This window comes from Streptococcus sp. DTU_2020_1000888_1_SI_GRL_NUU_041A (assembly GCF_032387735.1).
Taxonomy (GTDB): domain Bacteria; phylum Bacillota; class Bacilli; order Lactobacillales; family Streptococcaceae; genus Streptococcus; species Streptococcus sanguinis.
The window spans coordinates 467,218-484,576 of record NZ_CP135591.1; the positions used below are offsets into that span (position 1 = coordinate 467,218).

The 17,359-nt window shown below is 46.8% G+C and carries 17 protein-coding genes; all 17 read left to right on the forward strand.

Translation table 11 applies throughout. The annotated features are described in order from the left end of the window. Positions 1-27 precede the first annotated feature (27 nt). The 17 genes from RSK81_RS02405 (at position 28) to cobK (ending at position 17,358) form a co-directional block, all read left to right on the forward strand. Positions 28-2,040, forward strand: coding sequence for a sucrose-specific PTS transporter subunit IIBC (locus RSK81_RS02405; RefSeq protein ID WP_315687341.1), 2,013 nt, complete (start codon positions 28-30; stop codon positions 2,038-2,040). A 159-nt stretch (positions 2,041-2,199) separates the two neighbouring features. Continuing rightward, on the forward strand, positions 2,200-3,099 hold the full coding sequence (scrK, locus tag RSK81_RS02410) for a fructokinase ScrK (protein ID WP_061592192.1): 900 nt from the start codon (positions 2,200-2,202) through the stop codon (positions 3,097-3,099). A 46-nt stretch (positions 3,100-3,145) separates the two neighbouring features. After that, positions 3,146-3,556 (forward strand): peptide deformylase, encoded by a 411-nt coding sequence (locus RSK81_RS02415; protein WP_315687342.1) that lies wholly within the window; start codon positions 3,146-3,148, stop codon positions 3,554-3,556. A 151-nt stretch (positions 3,557-3,707) separates the two neighbouring features. Continuing rightward, the gene (locus RSK81_RS02420) at positions 3,708-4,166 is read left to right on the forward strand and encodes a MarR family winged helix-turn-helix transcriptional regulator (RefSeq protein WP_002911803.1); all 459 of its coding nucleotides are present in this window, start codon (positions 3,708-3,710) and stop codon (positions 4,164-4,166) included. Continuing rightward, a complete protein-coding gene (locus RSK81_RS02425; RefSeq protein WP_032913362.1) occupies positions 4,159-5,925 on the forward strand; it encodes an ABC transporter ATP-binding protein in 1,767 nt (588 codons plus the stop codon). Before RSK81_RS02420 ends, RSK81_RS02425 begins: the two co-directional genes overlap by 8 nt. Then, positions 5,915-7,672: an ABC transporter ATP-binding protein gene (locus RSK81_RS02430; protein WP_315687343.1), complete on the forward strand. Its 1,758-nt coding sequence runs from the start codon at positions 5,915-5,917 to the stop codon at positions 7,670-7,672. Before RSK81_RS02425 ends, RSK81_RS02430 begins: the two co-directional genes overlap by 11 nt. Positions 7,673-7,971: 299 nt before the next feature. Then, positions 7,972-9,330 (forward strand): cobyrinate a,c-diamide synthase, encoded by a 1,359-nt coding sequence (locus tag RSK81_RS02435; protein WP_002898269.1) that lies wholly within the window; start codon positions 7,972-7,974, stop codon positions 9,328-9,330. Position 9,331: 1 nt separating this feature from the next. Then, entirely contained in the window at positions 9,332-10,282 is a 951-nt protein-coding gene (cbiB, locus tag RSK81_RS02440) for an adenosylcobinamide-phosphate synthase CbiB (protein ID WP_002898268.1), read from the forward strand. 9 nt (positions 10,283-10,291) lie between these two features. After that, positions 10,292-10,990 (forward strand): cobalt-precorrin-8 methylmutase, encoded by a 699-nt coding sequence (locus tag RSK81_RS02445; RefSeq protein ID WP_002910554.1) that lies wholly within the window; start codon positions 10,292-10,294, stop codon positions 10,988-10,990. Next, positions 10,991-11,695, forward strand: a complete 705-nt coding sequence (locus RSK81_RS02450; protein WP_315687345.1) for a cobalt-precorrin-8 methylmutase — start codon at positions 10,991-10,993, stop codon at positions 11,693-11,695. After that, on the forward strand, positions 11,695-12,822 hold the full coding sequence (cbiD, locus tag RSK81_RS02455; RefSeq protein ID WP_315687346.1) for a cobalt-precorrin-5B (C(1))-methyltransferase CbiD: 1,128 nt from the start codon (positions 11,695-11,697) through the stop codon (positions 12,820-12,822). The genes RSK81_RS02450 and cbiD overlap by 1 nt, the downstream gene beginning before the upstream one ends. Beyond that, positions 12,813-13,445 carry a cobalt-precorrin-7 (C(5))-methyltransferase gene (locus RSK81_RS02460; protein ID WP_125357172.1) on the forward strand — a complete coding sequence of 211 codons (633 nt, stop codon included), beginning with the start codon at positions 12,813-12,815 and terminating at the stop codon, positions 13,443-13,445. Before cbiD ends, RSK81_RS02460 begins: the two co-directional genes overlap by 10 nt. After that, positions 13,417-13,986 carry a decarboxylating cobalt-precorrin-6B (C(15))-methyltransferase gene (locus RSK81_RS02465; protein ID WP_004188187.1) on the forward strand — a complete coding sequence of 190 codons (570 nt, stop codon included), beginning with the start codon at positions 13,417-13,419 and terminating at the stop codon, positions 13,984-13,986. The genes RSK81_RS02460 and RSK81_RS02465 overlap by 29 nt, the downstream gene beginning before the upstream one ends. Continuing rightward, positions 13,986-14,759: a cobalt-precorrin-4 methyltransferase gene (locus RSK81_RS02470; RefSeq protein WP_315687348.1), complete on the forward strand. Its 774-nt coding sequence runs from the start codon at positions 13,986-13,988 to the stop codon at positions 14,757-14,759. Before RSK81_RS02465 ends, RSK81_RS02470 begins: the two co-directional genes overlap by 1 nt. After that, the gene (cbiG, locus tag RSK81_RS02475) at positions 14,749-15,810 is read left to right on the forward strand and encodes a cobalt-precorrin 5A hydrolase (RefSeq protein WP_315687350.1); all 1,062 of its coding nucleotides are present in this window, start codon (positions 14,749-14,751) and stop codon (positions 15,808-15,810) included. Before RSK81_RS02470 ends, cbiG begins: the two co-directional genes overlap by 11 nt. Before the next feature lie 76 nt (positions 15,811-15,886). Then, positions 15,887-16,612 carry a precorrin-3B C(17)-methyltransferase gene (cobJ, locus tag RSK81_RS02480; protein ID WP_002896461.1) on the forward strand — a complete coding sequence of 242 codons (726 nt, stop codon included), beginning with the start codon at positions 15,887-15,889 and terminating at the stop codon, positions 16,610-16,612. Beyond that, positions 16,609-17,358 (forward strand): precorrin-6A reductase, encoded by a 750-nt coding sequence (cobK, locus tag RSK81_RS02485; RefSeq protein WP_002910543.1) that lies wholly within the window; start codon positions 16,609-16,611, stop codon positions 17,356-17,358. Before cobJ ends, cobK begins: the two co-directional genes overlap by 4 nt. Position 17,359: the final 1 nt, after the last annotated feature.

The following is a 17,359-nucleotide window of genomic DNA, read 5'->3' on the forward strand; positions in this document are numbered from 1 at the left end:
AAAATATTTATAAGGAGATTTTTGCAAATGAATAATACTGACATTGCAAAAAAAGTCATCGAAGCCCTTGGCGGACGTGAAAATGTCAACAGTGTGGCTCACTGTGCGACTCGCTTGCGCGTGATGGTTAAAGATGAAGGTAAAATCGACAAAAATACTATCGAAAATCTGGAAAAAGTTCAGGGTGCTTTCTTTAACTCAGGCCAGTACCAGATTATCTTTGGTACCGGTACGGTTAATAAAATCTATGACGAAGTTGTAGCCTTAGGATTACCAACTTCATCAAAAGATGACATGAAAGCAGAAGCTGCTAAGCAAGGGAATTGGTTCCAACGCGCCATCCGTACATTTGGTGATGTATTTGTACCAATTCTTCCAGCTATTGTTGCGACAGGACTTTTCATGGGAGTTCGTGGAGCAATTGCTCAGGATCAAGTTTTAGCTTTGTTTGGTACTACTGCGGATGCTTTCAAAGCAACTGACTTCTACACTTATACAGTAGTCTTAACTGATACTGCCTTCGCTTTCTTCCCTGCTTTGATTTGCTGGTCGGCTTTTAGAGTTTTTGGCGGAAACCCAATCATTGGTTTGGTTCTTGGCCTAATGATGGTTAACTCAGCACTTCCAAATGCTTGGGAGGTAGCTGGTCAGGCTACTAAATTTGCTGTTGATCCTTCTAAGGACATTTTAGACAAAATTGCTAATATGGATGTTCTAGGAAGTTTGAAATTTACCAGCGAAGTTACAGCAACAAAAGTTCACCCAATTTACTTCTTTGGTTTTATTCCAGTAGTTGGCTACCAAAACTCTGTGCTTCCAGCCTTCTTTGTAGGTTTGTTTGGTGCAAAATTTGAAAAATGGCTGCACAAGAAAATTCCAGATGTTTTGGATCTTCTTCTTGTTCCATTCCTTACTTTCCTTGTCATGTCTATTCTGGGACTCTTTGTGATTGGCCCAGTCTTCCACATTGTAGAGTCATATGTTTTAAATGGAACAGAGTTCCTTCTTAGCCTTCCGTTTGGACTTGCTGGATTGATTATCGGTGCTGTGCATCAGCTGATTGTCGTAACTGGTGTTCATCACATCTTCAACTTACTGGAATCTCAGTTGGTATCTCAAACTGGGAAAGATCCATTTAATGCGATTATCACTGCTGCTATGACAGCTCAAGCTGGTGCGACTTTGGCTGTAGCTGTGAAGACAAAATCTAAAAAACTCAAGGCTCTTGCCTTCCCAGCAGCACTTTCTGCAGGATTGGGTATTACTGAGCCAGCTATCTTCGGGGTTAACTTGCGCTTTGTTAAACCTTTTGTAATTGGACTGGGTGCCGGTGCCGTTGGTGGTTGGTTAGCTTCTATTATGGGGCTTGCAGGTACAAGTTTCGGTATCACAATTATTCCAGGTACTCTCCTTTACCTGAATGGTCAATTGTTGCAATATATCTTTATGGTTGTTTTGACAACTGGTTTGAGTTTTGCTCTGACTTATTTGTTTGGCTACAAAGACGAAGAAACTGCTGAAGAAAAAGCTGTAACTGAAAAACTGGTCGAAGAAGAAACAACTGGTAATGTGCCAGCTTCCCTCCAAGATGAAACAATTATTTCTCCAATTGTTGGTCAGGCAGTAGCTTTGAGCGATGTTGATGATCCTGTTTTCTCTAGCGGAGCGATGGGACGAGGAATTGCTATCAAACCTAGCGAAGGTGTGGTTTATGCTCCGGCTGATGCAGAAGTTACGATTGCATTCGCGACTGGCCATGCTTATGGTTTGAAGACAGCCAATGGTGCTGAAATTCTGATTCACGTCGGAATCGACACAGTGTCTATGGGCGGCGAAGGTTTTGACCAAAAAGTTGCTCAAGGCGACAAGGTCAAAGCTGGTGATGTGCTGGGAACATTTGAAGCTGAGAAAATTGCAGCTGCTGGTCTGGATGATACGACTATGGTCATCGTTACCAACACAGCTGACTACGCTTCTGTAACTCCAGTAGCAAGCGGAGCTGTTGCGAAAGGCGACGCAGTTATCGAAGTGAAAGCCTAATGGAATTTAGAAAACGAACAAATCAGTTTTTGTTCGTTTTTTATGTCATAAGTGCAGTCTTGTTGAAAAAGCTTTTAAAAGACTATTTTTGGCAAGAAGTCTGCAAGAGATATGCTATAATGAATAGAGTAGAAATCAAATTTTAAAAGAGGATTTATAATGACAAAATTGTATGGAAGTTTGGAAGCGGGCGGCACTAAGTTTGTTTGTGCTGTAGGCGATGAACGGTTTGAAGTTGTTGAAAAGACACAGTTTCCAACAACCACACCTATTGAAACGCTAGACAAGACGATTGAGTTCTTTTCTCGTTTTGATAATCTAGCTGGTCTGGCTGTTGGTTCTTTCGGACCGATCGATATTGACCCTAACTCAAAGACTTACGGCTTTATCACGACTACGCCTAAGCCGCATTGGGCTAATGTAGATATTGTTGGTGCTCTGCGCCGGGCTCTCAATGTGCCCATTTACTTCACGACGGATGTTAATAGCTCAGCTTATGGTGAAGTGGTAGCTCGCAACAATGCTGGCGGCCGTATTGAAAATCTGGTCTATTATACGATTGGGACAGGAATCGGTGCTGGTGCTATCCAGCGAGGCGAATTTGTAGGGGGGACAGGCCACCCAGAGATGGGGCATTATTATGTAGCTAAGCACCCTATGGATGTGGAAAAAGAGTTCAATGGTGTTTGTCCTTTCCACAATGGTTGCTTGGAAGGATTGGCGGCTGGGCCAAGCTTAGAGGCGCGGACCGGAATTCGTGGGGAAAATATTAAACTCAATAGTTCCGTCTGGGATATTCAAGCTTACTATATCGCTCAGGCGGCTATTCAGGCGACAGTGACTTTCCGTCCAGATGTCATCGTCTTTGGTGGCGGCGTTATGGCTCAGCAGCACATGCTGGATCGGGTGCGTGAGAAATTCACAGTTCTTCTGAATGGTTATTTGCCAGTTCCCGATGTTCGTGACTATATCGTGACACCAGCTGTGGCTGGAAATGGCTCCGCAACGCTGGGCAACTTTGTACTGGCTAAAGAAGTTAGTGAGCGCCACGCAAAATAAGTTTATAGGGTCTGATTTATCAGGCCCTTCTCTATGAGGAAAAGTAATGGAAAAAGCAATTGTCAAAGATATTTTCTTCCTACAGCAGCCATCAGAGCAGGCTAGCAGAGAAGACCTTTATCTGGCTCAAGACTTGCAGGATACTCTGCAGGCCAATCGAGAAAACTGTATAGGACTCGCAGCCAATATGATTGGCGTCCGTAAGCGAGTCATTATCTTTCTATATGGTTTGGTGCCGGTAGTCATGTTTAATCCGGTGCTGCGCTCTAAATCAGGGCCTTATCAGACAGAAGAGGGCTGCCTGTCCTTGACTGGAAGTCGTCCCACCCAACGTTATCAGGAAATCACAGTCGATTATCTGGACAAAAATTGGCAGCAGCAGACCATGACTTTGAAAGGACTGCCCGCCCAAATCTGCCAGCACGAATTGGACCATTTGGAAGGAATCTTGATTTGATGAAGTAATTCAGTCTGAAAGGGCTGAATTTTTTATCGAAAAAATAGTTCTCATAGAAACTTTTTTCTTGACATCTTTCTTCTATGTGGTAAAATAGTTCTCATGAAAACTAATTAGTTCTCACGAGAACCAATATAGGAAGGAAGTTTTGATGGAAAAGCCTTTGTTAGAAATGAAGCGTTTTGGACGAAAGATTCACCTCATAGTGGAAAAGCTTGCTAAGGAGCATGGGATTGAGTCCATGGCTGGGCCGCAGGGGCAGGTCTTGCATATTGTCGCTAGTCGTATGGAAGAGGGGAAAGACACTCTTATCAAGGATATTGAGCAGAAGTTGGATATTTCCAAATCGGTGGCCTCTAACTTAATGAAAAGGATGGAGAAGAATGGCTTTATTCAGCTAGAAACGAGCAAGACGGACAAGCGGGCCAAGTATATCCGCCTTACTCCGCAGTCGCAGGAAAGAATGAAGAAAATCCGTGACTTTTTTGATGAAATGGATCGTTCTATTTTGAATGGTGTTTCTGAGCAAGAACTGCTGATTTTTTCACAAGTCATGTCCAAGTTTTATCAGAATATCGAAAGTTTAGAAAATGGAGGGAAAGATGTTTAAGTTATTTAAACGGCTGAAGGTAAGGGAAGTGAGCATGATTGTTCTCAGCGTGCTCTTCACCTTCCTAACAGTATATTTGGAATTAGAAGTTCCGACCTATATTTCGACGATTACAGAACTGCTGCAGACGTCGGGAACAACTTTGGCAGATTTGTGGGAGCCAGGTCTGAAAATGATCGGTCTGTCTTTTGCTAGCTTGCTATCTGCTATTGTAGTTGGCTTTTTTGCCGCTCGTATAGCAGCTAGCTTTACCCAGAGCTTGCGGAGCGATATTTTCAACCGTGTGCTGGACTATTCGCAGACGGAGATTAAGAAATTTTCGATTCCTAGTTTGCTAACTCGGACAACGAATGACATTACTCAGGTGCAAACTTTAATTACCATGGGACTGCAGGTGGTGACCAGGGGACCGATTATGGCGATTTGGGCCATGACCAAGATTATCGGTAAGTCCGAGAACTGGCTGATTGCTGTTCTCATTGCTGTTCTTGTTAATATCCTGATGACAGTAGTTTTGGTTACACTGGCCTTTCCCAAGCAGTCAGTAGCGCAGAGCTTGGTCGATAAGCTAAATAGCGTCACTAGAGAGAGTCTGACTGGGATTCGCGTGGTCCGGGCTTACAATGCTGAGGATTATCAGGATGAGAAATTTGCGGCGGCCAATGATGAAGTAACCCGGCTCAATCTTTTCATCGGTCGTCTGATGGCCATGATGAATCCAGTTATGATGGGGATTTCCAGCGGATTGACACTGGCTATTTACTGGATTGGTGCTTATTTGATCCAGGAGGCTGGGCTGCAGGAGCGTCTCCCACTCTTCAGTGATATGGTCGTCTTTATGTCCTATGCTATGCAGATTGTGATTGGATTCTTACTCATGGGTGCTCTCTTCATCGTCCTGCCTCGGACCATTGTATCCGCTGGCCGGATTAATGAAGTACTGGACCTGCATTCTTCTATCACCAGTCCGGAACAGCCTAAGGCAGCAGCAGATAGCAAGGGAGAAGTGGTCTTTCGAGATGTGTCCTTCCGCTATGCTAAGAATTCTGAAGCGGTCATTGAGCATGTTAGCTTTACAGCGCAGGCCGGTGATACCGTGGCCTTTATTGGTTCAACCGGTTCAGGGAAATCCACTCTTGTCAATCTCATCCCTCGTTTCTATGATGTAACTGAAGGAGAGATTTTGGTGGACGGTGTCAACGTTCAGGATTACCAGCTAGAAGACCTGCATAATAAGATCGGCTATATCCCGCAAAAGGCTGTGCTTTTCTCTGGCGATATTGAGAGCAATCTGGACTTCGGTCAAAGCCAAGAAAGCCCGCTGGATGAGCAGAAAATGTGGGATGCTCTTGATCTAGCACAGGCTAAGCCCTTTGTCCAAGAGAAGGAAAAAGGGCTCAAGTCAGAAGTGGCTCAAAGCGGGACCAACTTCTCTGGTGGGCAGCGTCAGCGTTTGGCCATTGCCAGGGCCTTGGCTCGTAAGCCAGAAATCCTCATCTTTGACGACTCCTTCTCAGCCCTAGACTATAAGACAGACCGCATTTTGCGTAAGGAGCTGGCTGAGCGGACGCAGGATATGACCAAGCTGATCGTAGCACAGCGGATTTCTACCATCATGGATGCGGATCAAATCTTGGTCTTGGATGCTGGTAAGGTAGTCGGTCAAGGTACCCACCGAGAACTTTTGGCCAGCAACGAAGTCTATCAAGAAATTGCTTACTCACAACTATCCAAGGAGGAATTAGAAAATGGAAAATAAGAAGCCTTCATTATTTAGCCAGATAAGGCCTTATCTCAAAGGCCTCCAGCTTCCTCTTGCTTTGGCATTTGTGGGAGCTGTCTTGTCAAACATTATCACGGTCTATGGGCCAAATAAATTAAAAGAAATTACCAACCTCATCTCTGATGGTCTGGCTACTAGCATTGATTTGAAAGCTGTGTCTCAGATTGCCCTTCTGCTGGCCGTGCTCTATGCAGTCGGAGCTCTGCTCAACTACGCTCAGTCCTTTATCATCAGTACGGTTATCCAGTATTTCTCTAAGCGGCTGCGGACAGCCATTGCAGAGAAGATTAACAAGCTACCGCTGGGCTATTTCGATGGTCATTCTCAGGGGGACACTCTGTCGCGCGTGACCAATGACGTGGATACAGTCGGCCAATCCCTCAACCAGAGTCTGGGGAATGTTATCTCTGCCAGTCTGCTCTTGGTGGCTGTGGTTTTGACCATGTTCTTCATGAACTGGATCTTGGCTTTGGTAACTATCTTGGCTACTATACTCGGCTTTGTTTTTGTCGGGCTCATCATGGGCAAGTCTCAGGGCTATTTCACCGCCCAGCAAAACGATCTGGCTGCGGTAAACGGTTATGTGGAGGAGATGTACTCTGGTCATAATGTTGTTACCAGCTATAATGCCATTGAGCAGTCTAAGGAACGCTTTGCGGTTCTCAATCACAATCTCTACAACAGTGTTTGGAAGTCTCAATTTATCTCTAGTATGATGATGCCGCTCATGTTCTTTACGGGGAATTTTGCCTATGTGCTGGTTATTTTGGTTGGTGCTGCTCTGGCGATTAATGGCTCTATTAGCATCGGAATTATTGTCGCCTTTATGGTTTATGTGCGGACCTTCTCTCAGCCTTTGTCACAGATTGCCCAAGGTATCACTGTCTTGCAGCAGGCTGGTGCAGCACTGGTTCGTGTCCTTGACTTTCTGGCTGAGCCGGAGATGGAAGACGACCAGCATAAAGAGCAGCAGCTTGCTGCTGTCAAGGGAGATGTTGCCTTTGAAGATGTCTTCTTCGGTTACAAGCCAGACCAGACCATTATTCATGATTTCTCAGCCCAGGCCAAAGCCGGACAGAAGATTGCCATTGTCGGCCCAACGGGTGCTGGTAAGACGACCATTGTTAATCTGCTCATGAAGTTCTATGAAATTGACAAAGGGCGTATCAGCATTGATGGTATAGATATTAAGGATATGAAACGTTCCGAGGTTCACGATGCCTTTTCAATGGTCTTGCAGGATACCTGGCTCTTTGAAGGAACTATCCGAGAAAACTTGATTTACAATCAGGAGCATGTGACAGATGAAGCAGTTGTTGCTGCAGCGAAGGCGGTTGGTGTTCATCACTTTATCATGACCCTGCCGCAGGGCTATGATACGGTACTGGATGACACGGTCAACTTATCGGTCGGCCAGAAGCAGTTGCTGACAATCGCTCGTGCTCTACTGAAAGATGCGCCGCTCTTGATCTTGGATGAGGCAACTTCGTCAGTCGATACGCGGACGGAGGAGCTGATTCAAAAGGCTATGGACAAACTCATGGAAGGCCGGACTTCTTTTGTTATTGCCCACCGTCTGTCTACTATCCGTAATGCGGATCTTATCTTGGTCATGCGCGATGGAAATATCATCGAGCAGGGCAACCATGAAGAACTCATGAATCAGAATGGCTTCTATGCGGACCTCTATAATAGTCAATTTGTAGAGGAAGATGCAGGTTGATGCTCAAATAAAACATCAGGAATGTTCGTTTTTCTGATGTTTTTTTAAATTTAACAGAATTGTAAAAATTGCTCATCTTTCAGTGAAAACGCTCTAAAACACTGACTTTTTTCGCAGATGCTCTAGGAAAAACTTGACAGCTTTTGTCATTTATATTAAAATAAATTTAATATAAGAACTGGAAGCGAACACAACGGGGTGTTTGCTCTACATATAAGTGAGCAACGGTGCTACAAAAAAATAAAAATTCCTTATTTTTTTTGTAGTACTTTTTTTATCAGCGAATCTGGAGTAAAGCGATGAAGCAATTTATGCTAGCGGGTGTTTCCAGCGGTGTCGGAAAGACCACAGTTACCCTAGGGATTTTGAAAGCTCTGGCAGACAGAGGTTATCAGGTTCAGCCTTATAAGGTAGGACCTGATTATATTGATACAGCTTATCATAGTCGGATTACCAAGCGTCCGTCGCGGAATGTGGACAGCTTTATGATACCGGACGATCAGAGTCTGGCTTGGTCCTACTACAAATGGCATGGAGACGCGGATGTGGCAGTAGTCGAAGGAGTCATGGGGCTCTTTGATGGTCTGGGAACGGACAAGGACTGTGCGTCTTCTGCTTCTGTTGCTAAGAAGCTGGGCATTCCGGTTGTCTTGATTATCGATGGGAAAGCAACATCCACCTCAGCAGCTGCTATGGTCCATGGATTTGCGACTTTTGATCCGGATTTGGATATTGCTGGAGTCATTATCAATCGGGTGGCTTCACAGACTCACTTTGAACTTATCAAGGGCGCCATTGAGCGCTACACGGATGTGGAAGTGTTGGGCTATCTGCCTAAGAATGCGACAGCAGAGCTGCCATCTCGCCATCTAGGGCTAATCCCTGACGTAGAATTGGATGATTTGGATCGTCGATTTGAGGAGTTAGGAGCGGCAGCAGCCAAGTATATAAATCTAGATAGATTGCTGGAAAAGGCAGAACTTCCCGATAAGCAGATGGCCAATCCTTTTCATATTCGAAACGATCAGCCCTTGACTTTGGCTTATGCTTTGGATGATGCTTTTCACTTTTACTACGAAGATAATCTAGACTTTCTAAGAGAGCTCAATGTCCAGCTAGTGCCTTTCAGCCCTCTGAAAGATAAGGAACTGCCAGCTGCAGATGCTTATTATTTTGGCGGCGGTTTTCCAGAAGTCTATGCTCAGGAGCTGATGGCAAATGCTGACTTTCGGGCTTCGGTTAAGAAAGCTCACGAGCAGGGCCGGCCAATCTACGCAGAATGCGGAGGCCTCATGTATCTGGGAGAGCTGCTGGAAGTAGAGGGGCAGGTCTATGAAATGGTCGGTATTTTCAAGGGCAAGAGCCTGATGACCCCTGGCCTGAAAAGCTTTGGTTATTGCCAAGCAGAAACGCAGGTAGACAGTCTTTTTGGTCCTAAAGGTACGGCAGTCAGAGGACATGAGTTTCACCATTCAGTCTTTGAGACGGAGGAAGATACGGTCCTCAAGCTAGAGAAGGTCAGAGACGGTCAGGTCGTAGCTGCCTGGACAGGCGGTTATCAAAAGGGCCGGACCTTTGCTAGCTACCTGCATGTTCATTTTTATCAGGACGAGCAGCTGCTGGCCAACTGGCTGAATTATATCAAAGAGGCGAACTGATATGACACTCATTGCAATTTTTTTGGCCGTCTTACTGGACTGGCTCATTGGCGACCCCTATAGCTGGCCTCATCCAGTCAAGTGGATGGGTTCCTATATTTATCTATGTATGCGCTTGCAGGAGAAAAAGCAGTTTTCGCCCTATCTATTTGGCTTTTTCCTCTGGCTGACAACAGTTGGACTGGCGCTGGGAGTGAGCTGCGGGCTGCTTTGGTTGGCTGGTCTGGCTCATCCCGTCCTCTACTGGCTCGTCTGGATCTATCTGGCCTATGCTAGTCTGGCGGCTAAGAGTCTAGCTTTTGAGGCCCAAAAGGTTTACCATACGCTCAAGTTTGGCACTTTGGAAGAAGCTAGAAAGCAAGTTGGTATGATTGTCGGCCGTGAAACTTCCCAGCTGACACCAGAGGAAATTAGCAAGGCGACGATTGAGACGGTGGCTGAAAATACTAGTGACGGGGTTATCGGCCCTCTGCTCTGCCTTTTTCTAGGTGGCCCCATTCTAGCCATGACCTATAAGGCCATCAATACCTTGGACTCCATGGTAGGCTATAAGACGGAAAAATACCGCAAAATCGGCTTGATATCCGCCAAGATGGATGATCTGGCTAATCTGATTCCTGCGCGTTTGACTTGGCTGTTCTTGATTCTCAGCAGTCAGATTTTACTGTTGGATGTCAAAGGAGCCCTGCGGATCGGCTGGCGGGATCGCTATCAGCATGCCAGTCCCAACAGTGCTTTTTCGGAGGCAGTTGTGGCTGGGGCTTTGGGCATTCAGCTGGGCGGACCGCACGTCTATCACGGAGAGCTGATTGAGAAGCCGACCATTGGAGAGGATTCCAGACCGGTTGAGGCGGATGATATTCAGACAGCCATCTCTCTGCTTTATACAAGCACAATGACAGGTTTAATTTTGTTCACTCTTTTTTATTTAGTAATGCAAGCATATTTCTAGGAGTATACTATGACATATATCCAAAATCCTTCCTCTATTGAGGAAAAGAGCTTTCAAATTATTCAGTCTATGATTACTGAAAAAGATCCTGATTATGTCTTCCATTCGGAAATGGAAGAATCCATCATCAAGAGGGCAATCCATACGACGGGAGATTTTGATTATCTCTATACCATGCGCTTTGAGCACGATGTCCTTAAAAAAATAGAAGAAGTAATCAGAGCTAAGGGGACTATCCTGCTGGACTCCAATATCTCTCTCAATGGGATTAACAAGCGGGTGCTGGACCAGCTGGGTGTGAGCTATCGCTGTTTGATTAGCGATGAAGAAGTGGTTGCGCTGGCCAAGGAAAAGCAGATTACCAGAGCTATGGCGGCTGTTGAGATAGCAGCCAAGATTGAAGGACCTAAAGTGTTTGCCTTCGGTGGTGCTCCTACGGCTTTATCTTACCTGATTGAGCTGGCAGAGCAGGGACTGGTAGAAGCGGATGCAGTGATTGGGGTTCCAGTCGGCTTTATCAATGTCGAAGAGTCAAAAGAAGAACTGCTTCAGTCAGGTCTTCCGGCTCTTGTCAATCTCGGCAGAAAAGGAGGCAGCACGATTGTAGTAGCCATTGTCAATGCTATTATCTACCAGCTGAGAGAAGTGGTGACGGATGACTATGTCCGCTACTCTACACCATCCAGTAAAGAAGGAGGAAAGAACTAGATGTCCTATCTAAAAGCAGCGCACAAGATTGAAGAAGCTAGTTTTAGCAAGATTCAGGAAATTATTGACCAAGAGCACCCAGATATTCAATTTTCGGATCCTTTTGAAGAGGCAGTGCTCAAGCGGGTTGTCTTTACTAGTGCAGACTTTGACTACCTCTACAATATCAAGTTTTCCAATCAGGTTATTGAGAAGATTCTCTACGTCCTCCGAAATAAGGGTACCATTTTTACGGATACGACCATGGTCTTGGGCGGTTTTAATAAGAAATTGCTGGATGACCTAGGTGTTTCCTATCGCTGTCTGGTCAATGAACCAGCAGTCTTTCAGGAAGCTAAGGAAAAGGGAATTACTCGCTCCATGGCCGCTGTAGAATATGCAGCTAAAGTGGACGGTCCCAAACTTTTTGTCTTCGGGAATGCTCCAACGTCCATCTTTAAGGTTTTGGATATGGTCGAGGAGAGAAGCTTGCAGCCAGATGCGGTTGTCGGAGTTCCGGTCGGCTTTGTCGGAGCGGCAGAATCCAAGCTCAAACTGCATGAAAGTTCTGTGCCTTCTATTGCGGCACTGGGTCAAAAGGGCGGCAGTACCATCGCAGCAGCGGTCATCAATGCTATCCTCTACCAGCTCAAGCTCGACACTACAGACTATGAGCGTTACAGTGTTTCAGATAAAAAGCAGGCTCCGGAGAAAGGAGAGGGCTAATGATGGATGAATACGCTTATGTCAATGGAAAGAAATTAAGAAAAGGTTTTACGACTGGTACTTGTGCAACGGCAGCGACTGTTGCAGCCTTGAGCATGATTTTAAATCAGGAAAGGGAAGAAAAGGTTACTGTGCATACGGCTTCAGGTGTGGAAGTGACCATGGATGTTCACAATCCTTCCTTTGGACCAGAAGAGGCGACCGCAGCCATTGAAAAAGATGGCGGAGATGATGCGGATGCGACACACGGCCTCTTGATTTATTCGACCGTGACCCTTCTGCCAGATCAGACGGAAATCGAGATTGACGGTGGTCAGGGCGTCGGGCGCGTGACCGAGAAGGGACTGGCCTGCGATGTTGGCATGGCAGCCATCAATCCGACTCCTAGACGGATGATTGAGCAGCATGTCCGTGAGATTATCGGTCCCAACTGTGGGGCGAGGGTCATCATTTCTGTTCCTGGCGGCGAAGAAACGGCCAAGCTGACCTACAATTCCAGGCTAGGCATTGTCGGCGGTATTTCAATCTTGGGAACGACAGGGATTGTCAATCCAATGTCCGAGGACAGCTGGAAGGCGTCCATCACGATTGAGTTAACCATGCTCTACAATCAAGGACATCGTTCAGTCGTCTTGGTACCGGGGAACTATGGTGAAGACTTTGCTACTAATACTGTGGGGATTCCAGCTGGGCGTATCGTCAATATGAGTAACTTTGTCGGCCATGTCCTCAAAGAAGTGCAGCGCATCGGATTTACCAAGGTTTTGATGATTGGCCATATGGGCAAGTTTGTCAAAGTGGCGGCTGGGATTTTCTCTACCCACAGTAAGGACTCGGATGCCCGTATGGAAACGCTGGTGGCTAATCTGGCCCTGATGGGGGCGCCCCTGGAGCTGCTGGAAAAGGTTGACAAGTGCTTGACGACCGAGGCAGCTGGAACAGCCATTAAGGAATTTTCTTATGAGGGTGTCTATCAGGTCTTGGCGGATAAGATTAAGGCTAGAAGTGAGCGTCTGCTTCGCTATCGTAAGCCAGAAGTCAATATTGAAGTGGTCATCTTTGGGACTGAGGAAGGCTATCTGGCATCAACCCAGCCTTTGGAGCAGATAAAGGAGGAATGGACATGATTTATGTTATCGGAATTGGTCCGGGAGATCCGAGCTATGGTCTTCTGGGGCAGGAAGCCTATTTTGAAAAGGCTGACCGCATTTTGGGCAGTGAACGCCATCTGGAAATTTTACCGCCGGCTTATCGGGACAAGGGCCTGGTCCCTCCTAAAAAATTGGCTGCGTTAGCAGAATTGCTGGGGAGCTTTGGTGAGGATGAAGAAATTCTATATCTGGCCTCAGGCGACCCGCTAATCTACGGTTTGGGCAAATGGCTATCAGAGAAGTTCAAGGGGCGCGTGGTCATCTCGCCGGGTATCAGCGCCATGCAGTATCTGGCCAGCAGAATTGCCCTGCCCATGAACGATGCTTATCTGACGAGCAGTCATGCTAAGGTACCTAACTTTGACTTGATTATGAGTCTGTCAAAAGTCTTTATGGTGACCGATCAGAAAGTTGGCCCCTACGAAATTGCTCAAGAGGCTGTTAAAAGAGGCTTAGATAAGGTGCTGGTCATTGGTGAGCAGCTGAGTTATGAAGACGAGCGTATTACCATTCTGCCTGCGAGTGAGGTAGAAGATAGAGAATATGAAATGAATGTAGTGGTGGTGTTAGATGAGGGATTCGGAATTTATCAGGGCTAAAGTCCCTATGACTAAGGAAGAAGTCAGAGCCATCAGTTTGGATAAGTTGGAGCTGCATCGAGCCAAGCGCATGCTGGATGTCGGCTCTGGCACTGGCAGTGTCACGATTCAGGCAGCCCGAACCTATCCAGAACTGGAAGTGGTGGCGGTGGAGCGCAATGAAGATGCGGTGGCCTTGACGCAGGAGAATATCCAGCACTTTGGCTGCCACAATGTCCGTCTCCATCAAGGACTGGCTCCGATTGAGCTGGAAGGCAGCTTTGATGCCATTTTTGTCGGAGGGACTGGGGGCAATATGCAGGAGATTTTCGACTGGTGTGCCCAGCTCATGGAGCCGGGCGGTCGGTTGGTCTTGAACTTTATCCTGCTGGAGAATGCTCTGGAAGCAGCTCAAATAGCGGAACAGATGGACTGGGAGGATTTAGAGATTGTATCAGTTCAGGCTAGTCGCTGGACAGGTATAGGTAAGGGGCACTACTTTAAGCCTCAGAATCCGACCATTATCGTTTCCTGTAAGAAAAAAGAAAGAGAGGCTAATTGATGTCCAAAGTACATTTTGTTGGAGCAGGCCCAGGTGATGTGGAGCTGATTACGCTCAAAGGTTACAAGCAGCTGTCTGAGGCTGATGTGGTCATTTACGCGGGATCCTTGGTCAATCCTGACCTGCTGAACTACTGTAAGGAAGGGGCTGAGATTCATGATAGCGCCAGCATGCACTTGATGGAAATCATCGATGTCATGGAAGCTGGGGTCAAGGCTGGTAAAGATGTGGTTCGCCTGCAGACGGGAGATTTCTCCATCTACGGCTCCATTCGAGAGCAGATCGAAGAGATGAAGAAACGCGACATAGAGTTTGACTGTATGCCGGGCGTTAGCTCTTTTCTGGGAGCTGCTTCCAGTATCGGGGCGGAGTATACCGTACCGGAGGTTTCTCAAAGCCTCATCATCACTCGGATGGCTGGCCGGACGCCTGTGCCAGATCGGGAATCCCTGAAAAGCTATGCTCAGCATCGGACCTCTATGGCTATCTTCCTGTCTGTTCAAGGCATTGGAAAGGTCGTCAGTGAGCTGATCGAGGGTGGCTATCCTCCAGAAACGCCTGTGGCGGTCATTTACAAGGCTACTTGGCCGGATGAAAAAAAGGTCTTTGGCGATTTGACAAACATTGCTGAGAAAGTCAAGGAAGCTAAGATTAGAAAGACAGCTTTGATTTTGGTCGGTGACTTTTTAGGTCAGGAATTCTACTATTCCAAGCTCTACCATGCAGATTTTCAGCATGAGTTCAGACGGGGGAAGAGCAGCCATGCCAAGTGATTCTCAAGCCCGCTACGCAATCGTAACAGTGACAGCGGTCGGAAAGGACTTGGCTCTGACTCTGCGAGAAAAGCTAGGCAAGGAAATCCCTATCTATACGACGCCTCGATTGGCAGATGACAGGGTCATCGCCATCGAAGGACGAGTCGTTGAAGCACTTGGTCAGCTCTTTCAGGAAGTGGATGTTCTCATTTGTATCATGGCTATCGGGGCGGTTGTGCGAGCTATTGCACCAGTCTTGAAAGACAAGGCGAGCGACCCAGCAGTGGTGGTAATGGATGAGAAAGCGACGAATGTCATCAGCCTGCTGAGCGGACATCTAGGCGGAGCCAATCAAGTGACGCGAGACATCGCAGAATTGCTCGGTTCCAATCCTGTTATCACGACAGCGACAGATGTGCAGAATGTGACAGCCTTGGACAATCTGGCTCAATCAGTCAATGGCTGGCGACCGGAATTGAGAGAGTTCATCAAACCTTTCAACAGCTATCTAGGCAGCGGCCGAACCGTCTATTTCTATCAGGAAAAGGACTGGGTTACCGACCTTCGCGGTCTGACTCTGGTGGATGAGGAAGGACTTGCGGCTGTTCTCAAGGGAACGGAACCGCTGATTCTGCTGACTGCAGAAAAAAAGGACATTCAAAGAGAAAATCTGGCTCTCATCTATCCTCAACCTTATATCTTAGGAGTTGGTGCTAGAAAGGATGTGGCTCCTGCTGTCTTCCGAGAAGGCTTTGAGGAATTTTGTCAGCAGCAGGGGATTTCTGCCAGTGAGATTTCCAAAATCGTCAGCATTGATGTCAAGAAGGATGAAGCAGCTATTCTAGCCTTAGCTGAGGAATTGGGCTGTCCCTTTGAGACCTTTAGCAAGGAGGAGCTGTCTGTCGTAGCAGATCGCTACCCTCAGTCAGAATTTGTCAAAAAGACAGTCGGAGTCGGCAGTGTCGCCTTGGCCAGCGCAGATTTGGCCAGTCAGGGTCAAGTCCTGACAGAGCGCTTTGCTAAGAACGGCTGTACCTACGCGCTTGCAAAAGCAATAACCAAAAAGTAAATCAAAAAGAGCAGACGGTCTTACTGCCCGACTGCCATTATAAAATTTTATTATACCAATAAAGGAGAAAAAATATATGTTATACGTTATCGGATTAGGCCCAGGTAAAGAAGAATTGATGTCACAAGAAGCATTGGCTGCTATAGCAGATTGTGAAATTATCGTCGGCTACTCGACTTATATGCGGTTGATTCTTGATTTGGTCAAGGACAAAGAGCTCGTAGCGAATGGTATGCGCCAGGAAATCGACCGTTGTCAAAAGGCCATTGATTTGGCTAGAGAGACTGGCAAAAATGTAGGAGTTGTTTCCAGTGGAGATGCCGGAGTCTATGGAATGGCTGGCTTGATTTTAGAATTGCTGGGAGATGCCAGTGATGTAGAAGTTAAGGTGGTTCCAGGTATCACAGCTAGTCTGGGTGCTGCTGCAGTTATGGGAGCTCCCCTCATGAACGACTTCTGTCACATCAGTCTGAGTGACTTGATGACGCCTTGGGAAATGATTGAGAAGCGTCTGCATGCCGCAGCTCAAGGTGACTTTGTAGTCTGCCTCTACAACCCTCGGAGTAAGGGACGTCCAGACCATCTGACAAAAGCACTTTCTATCATGTCTGAGTACAAGTCAGAGGATACCATTGTCGGTATCGGTAAGGACATTGGCCGTAAGGATGAGGAAATCATCTTGACGACTATCAAAGACTTGGATGAGACTTTAGTAGATATGACGACAATCGTTATCGTTGGTAACAAAGAAACTTATGTTAAAAACGGACGCATGATTACACCTCGAGGATATACTTTATGATGAAATTACTGCTGGGAGGGACATCTGACAGCACCGCTATTTTAGAAGTGCTTGACCGCTTGAAAATTGATGTGACCAGCTCTGTTGTCACAGACTACGGCCGGCACTTGGCTTCTAAATACGGCCAGCCGGTCATTCAGGGCCGGCTGACAGCCGAGGATATGGTTGCCTTTATCAAAGAGAATGATGTGGATGAAATCATTGATGCAACTCATCCTTTTGCGGATATTGTTTCCAAGGAAGCCATTCGGGCGGCAGAGATGGCCGGTGTATCTTACCTGCGCTTTGAGCGCCAGGCGACCTTGGATTTGAGCGGAGCCATCGTGGTGCATTCGACCCAAGAAGCGATTGATGAGATTGCCAAGCGCGGCTACAAGACAGTCTATCTGGGAACGGGCAGCAAGACCTTGCCGCTCTTTGTCAAGGGTCTGCCAGAGCAGCGGATTGTCGTTCGCGTTCTGCCGACTTCAGAAGTGCTTCTGGCTTGTGAGCAGCTGGGACTAGTAGCGGATCAGATTGATGCAATCAAAGCTCCATTTTCCAAAGAGTGTAATAAAGAACTCTTACTGCGTTCCGGAGCAGATGTCTTTGTTTCCAAGGAGAGCGGGACCGTCGGCGGTATTCGTGAAAAGATTGATGGCTGTCAAGAGCTGGGGATGGACTGCATTATCATCTCTCGGCCAATTGTGGCCTATCCGCAGATGGTTTCTAACTTAGAAGAGTTAGAGGCTTATCTGACAAAATAGC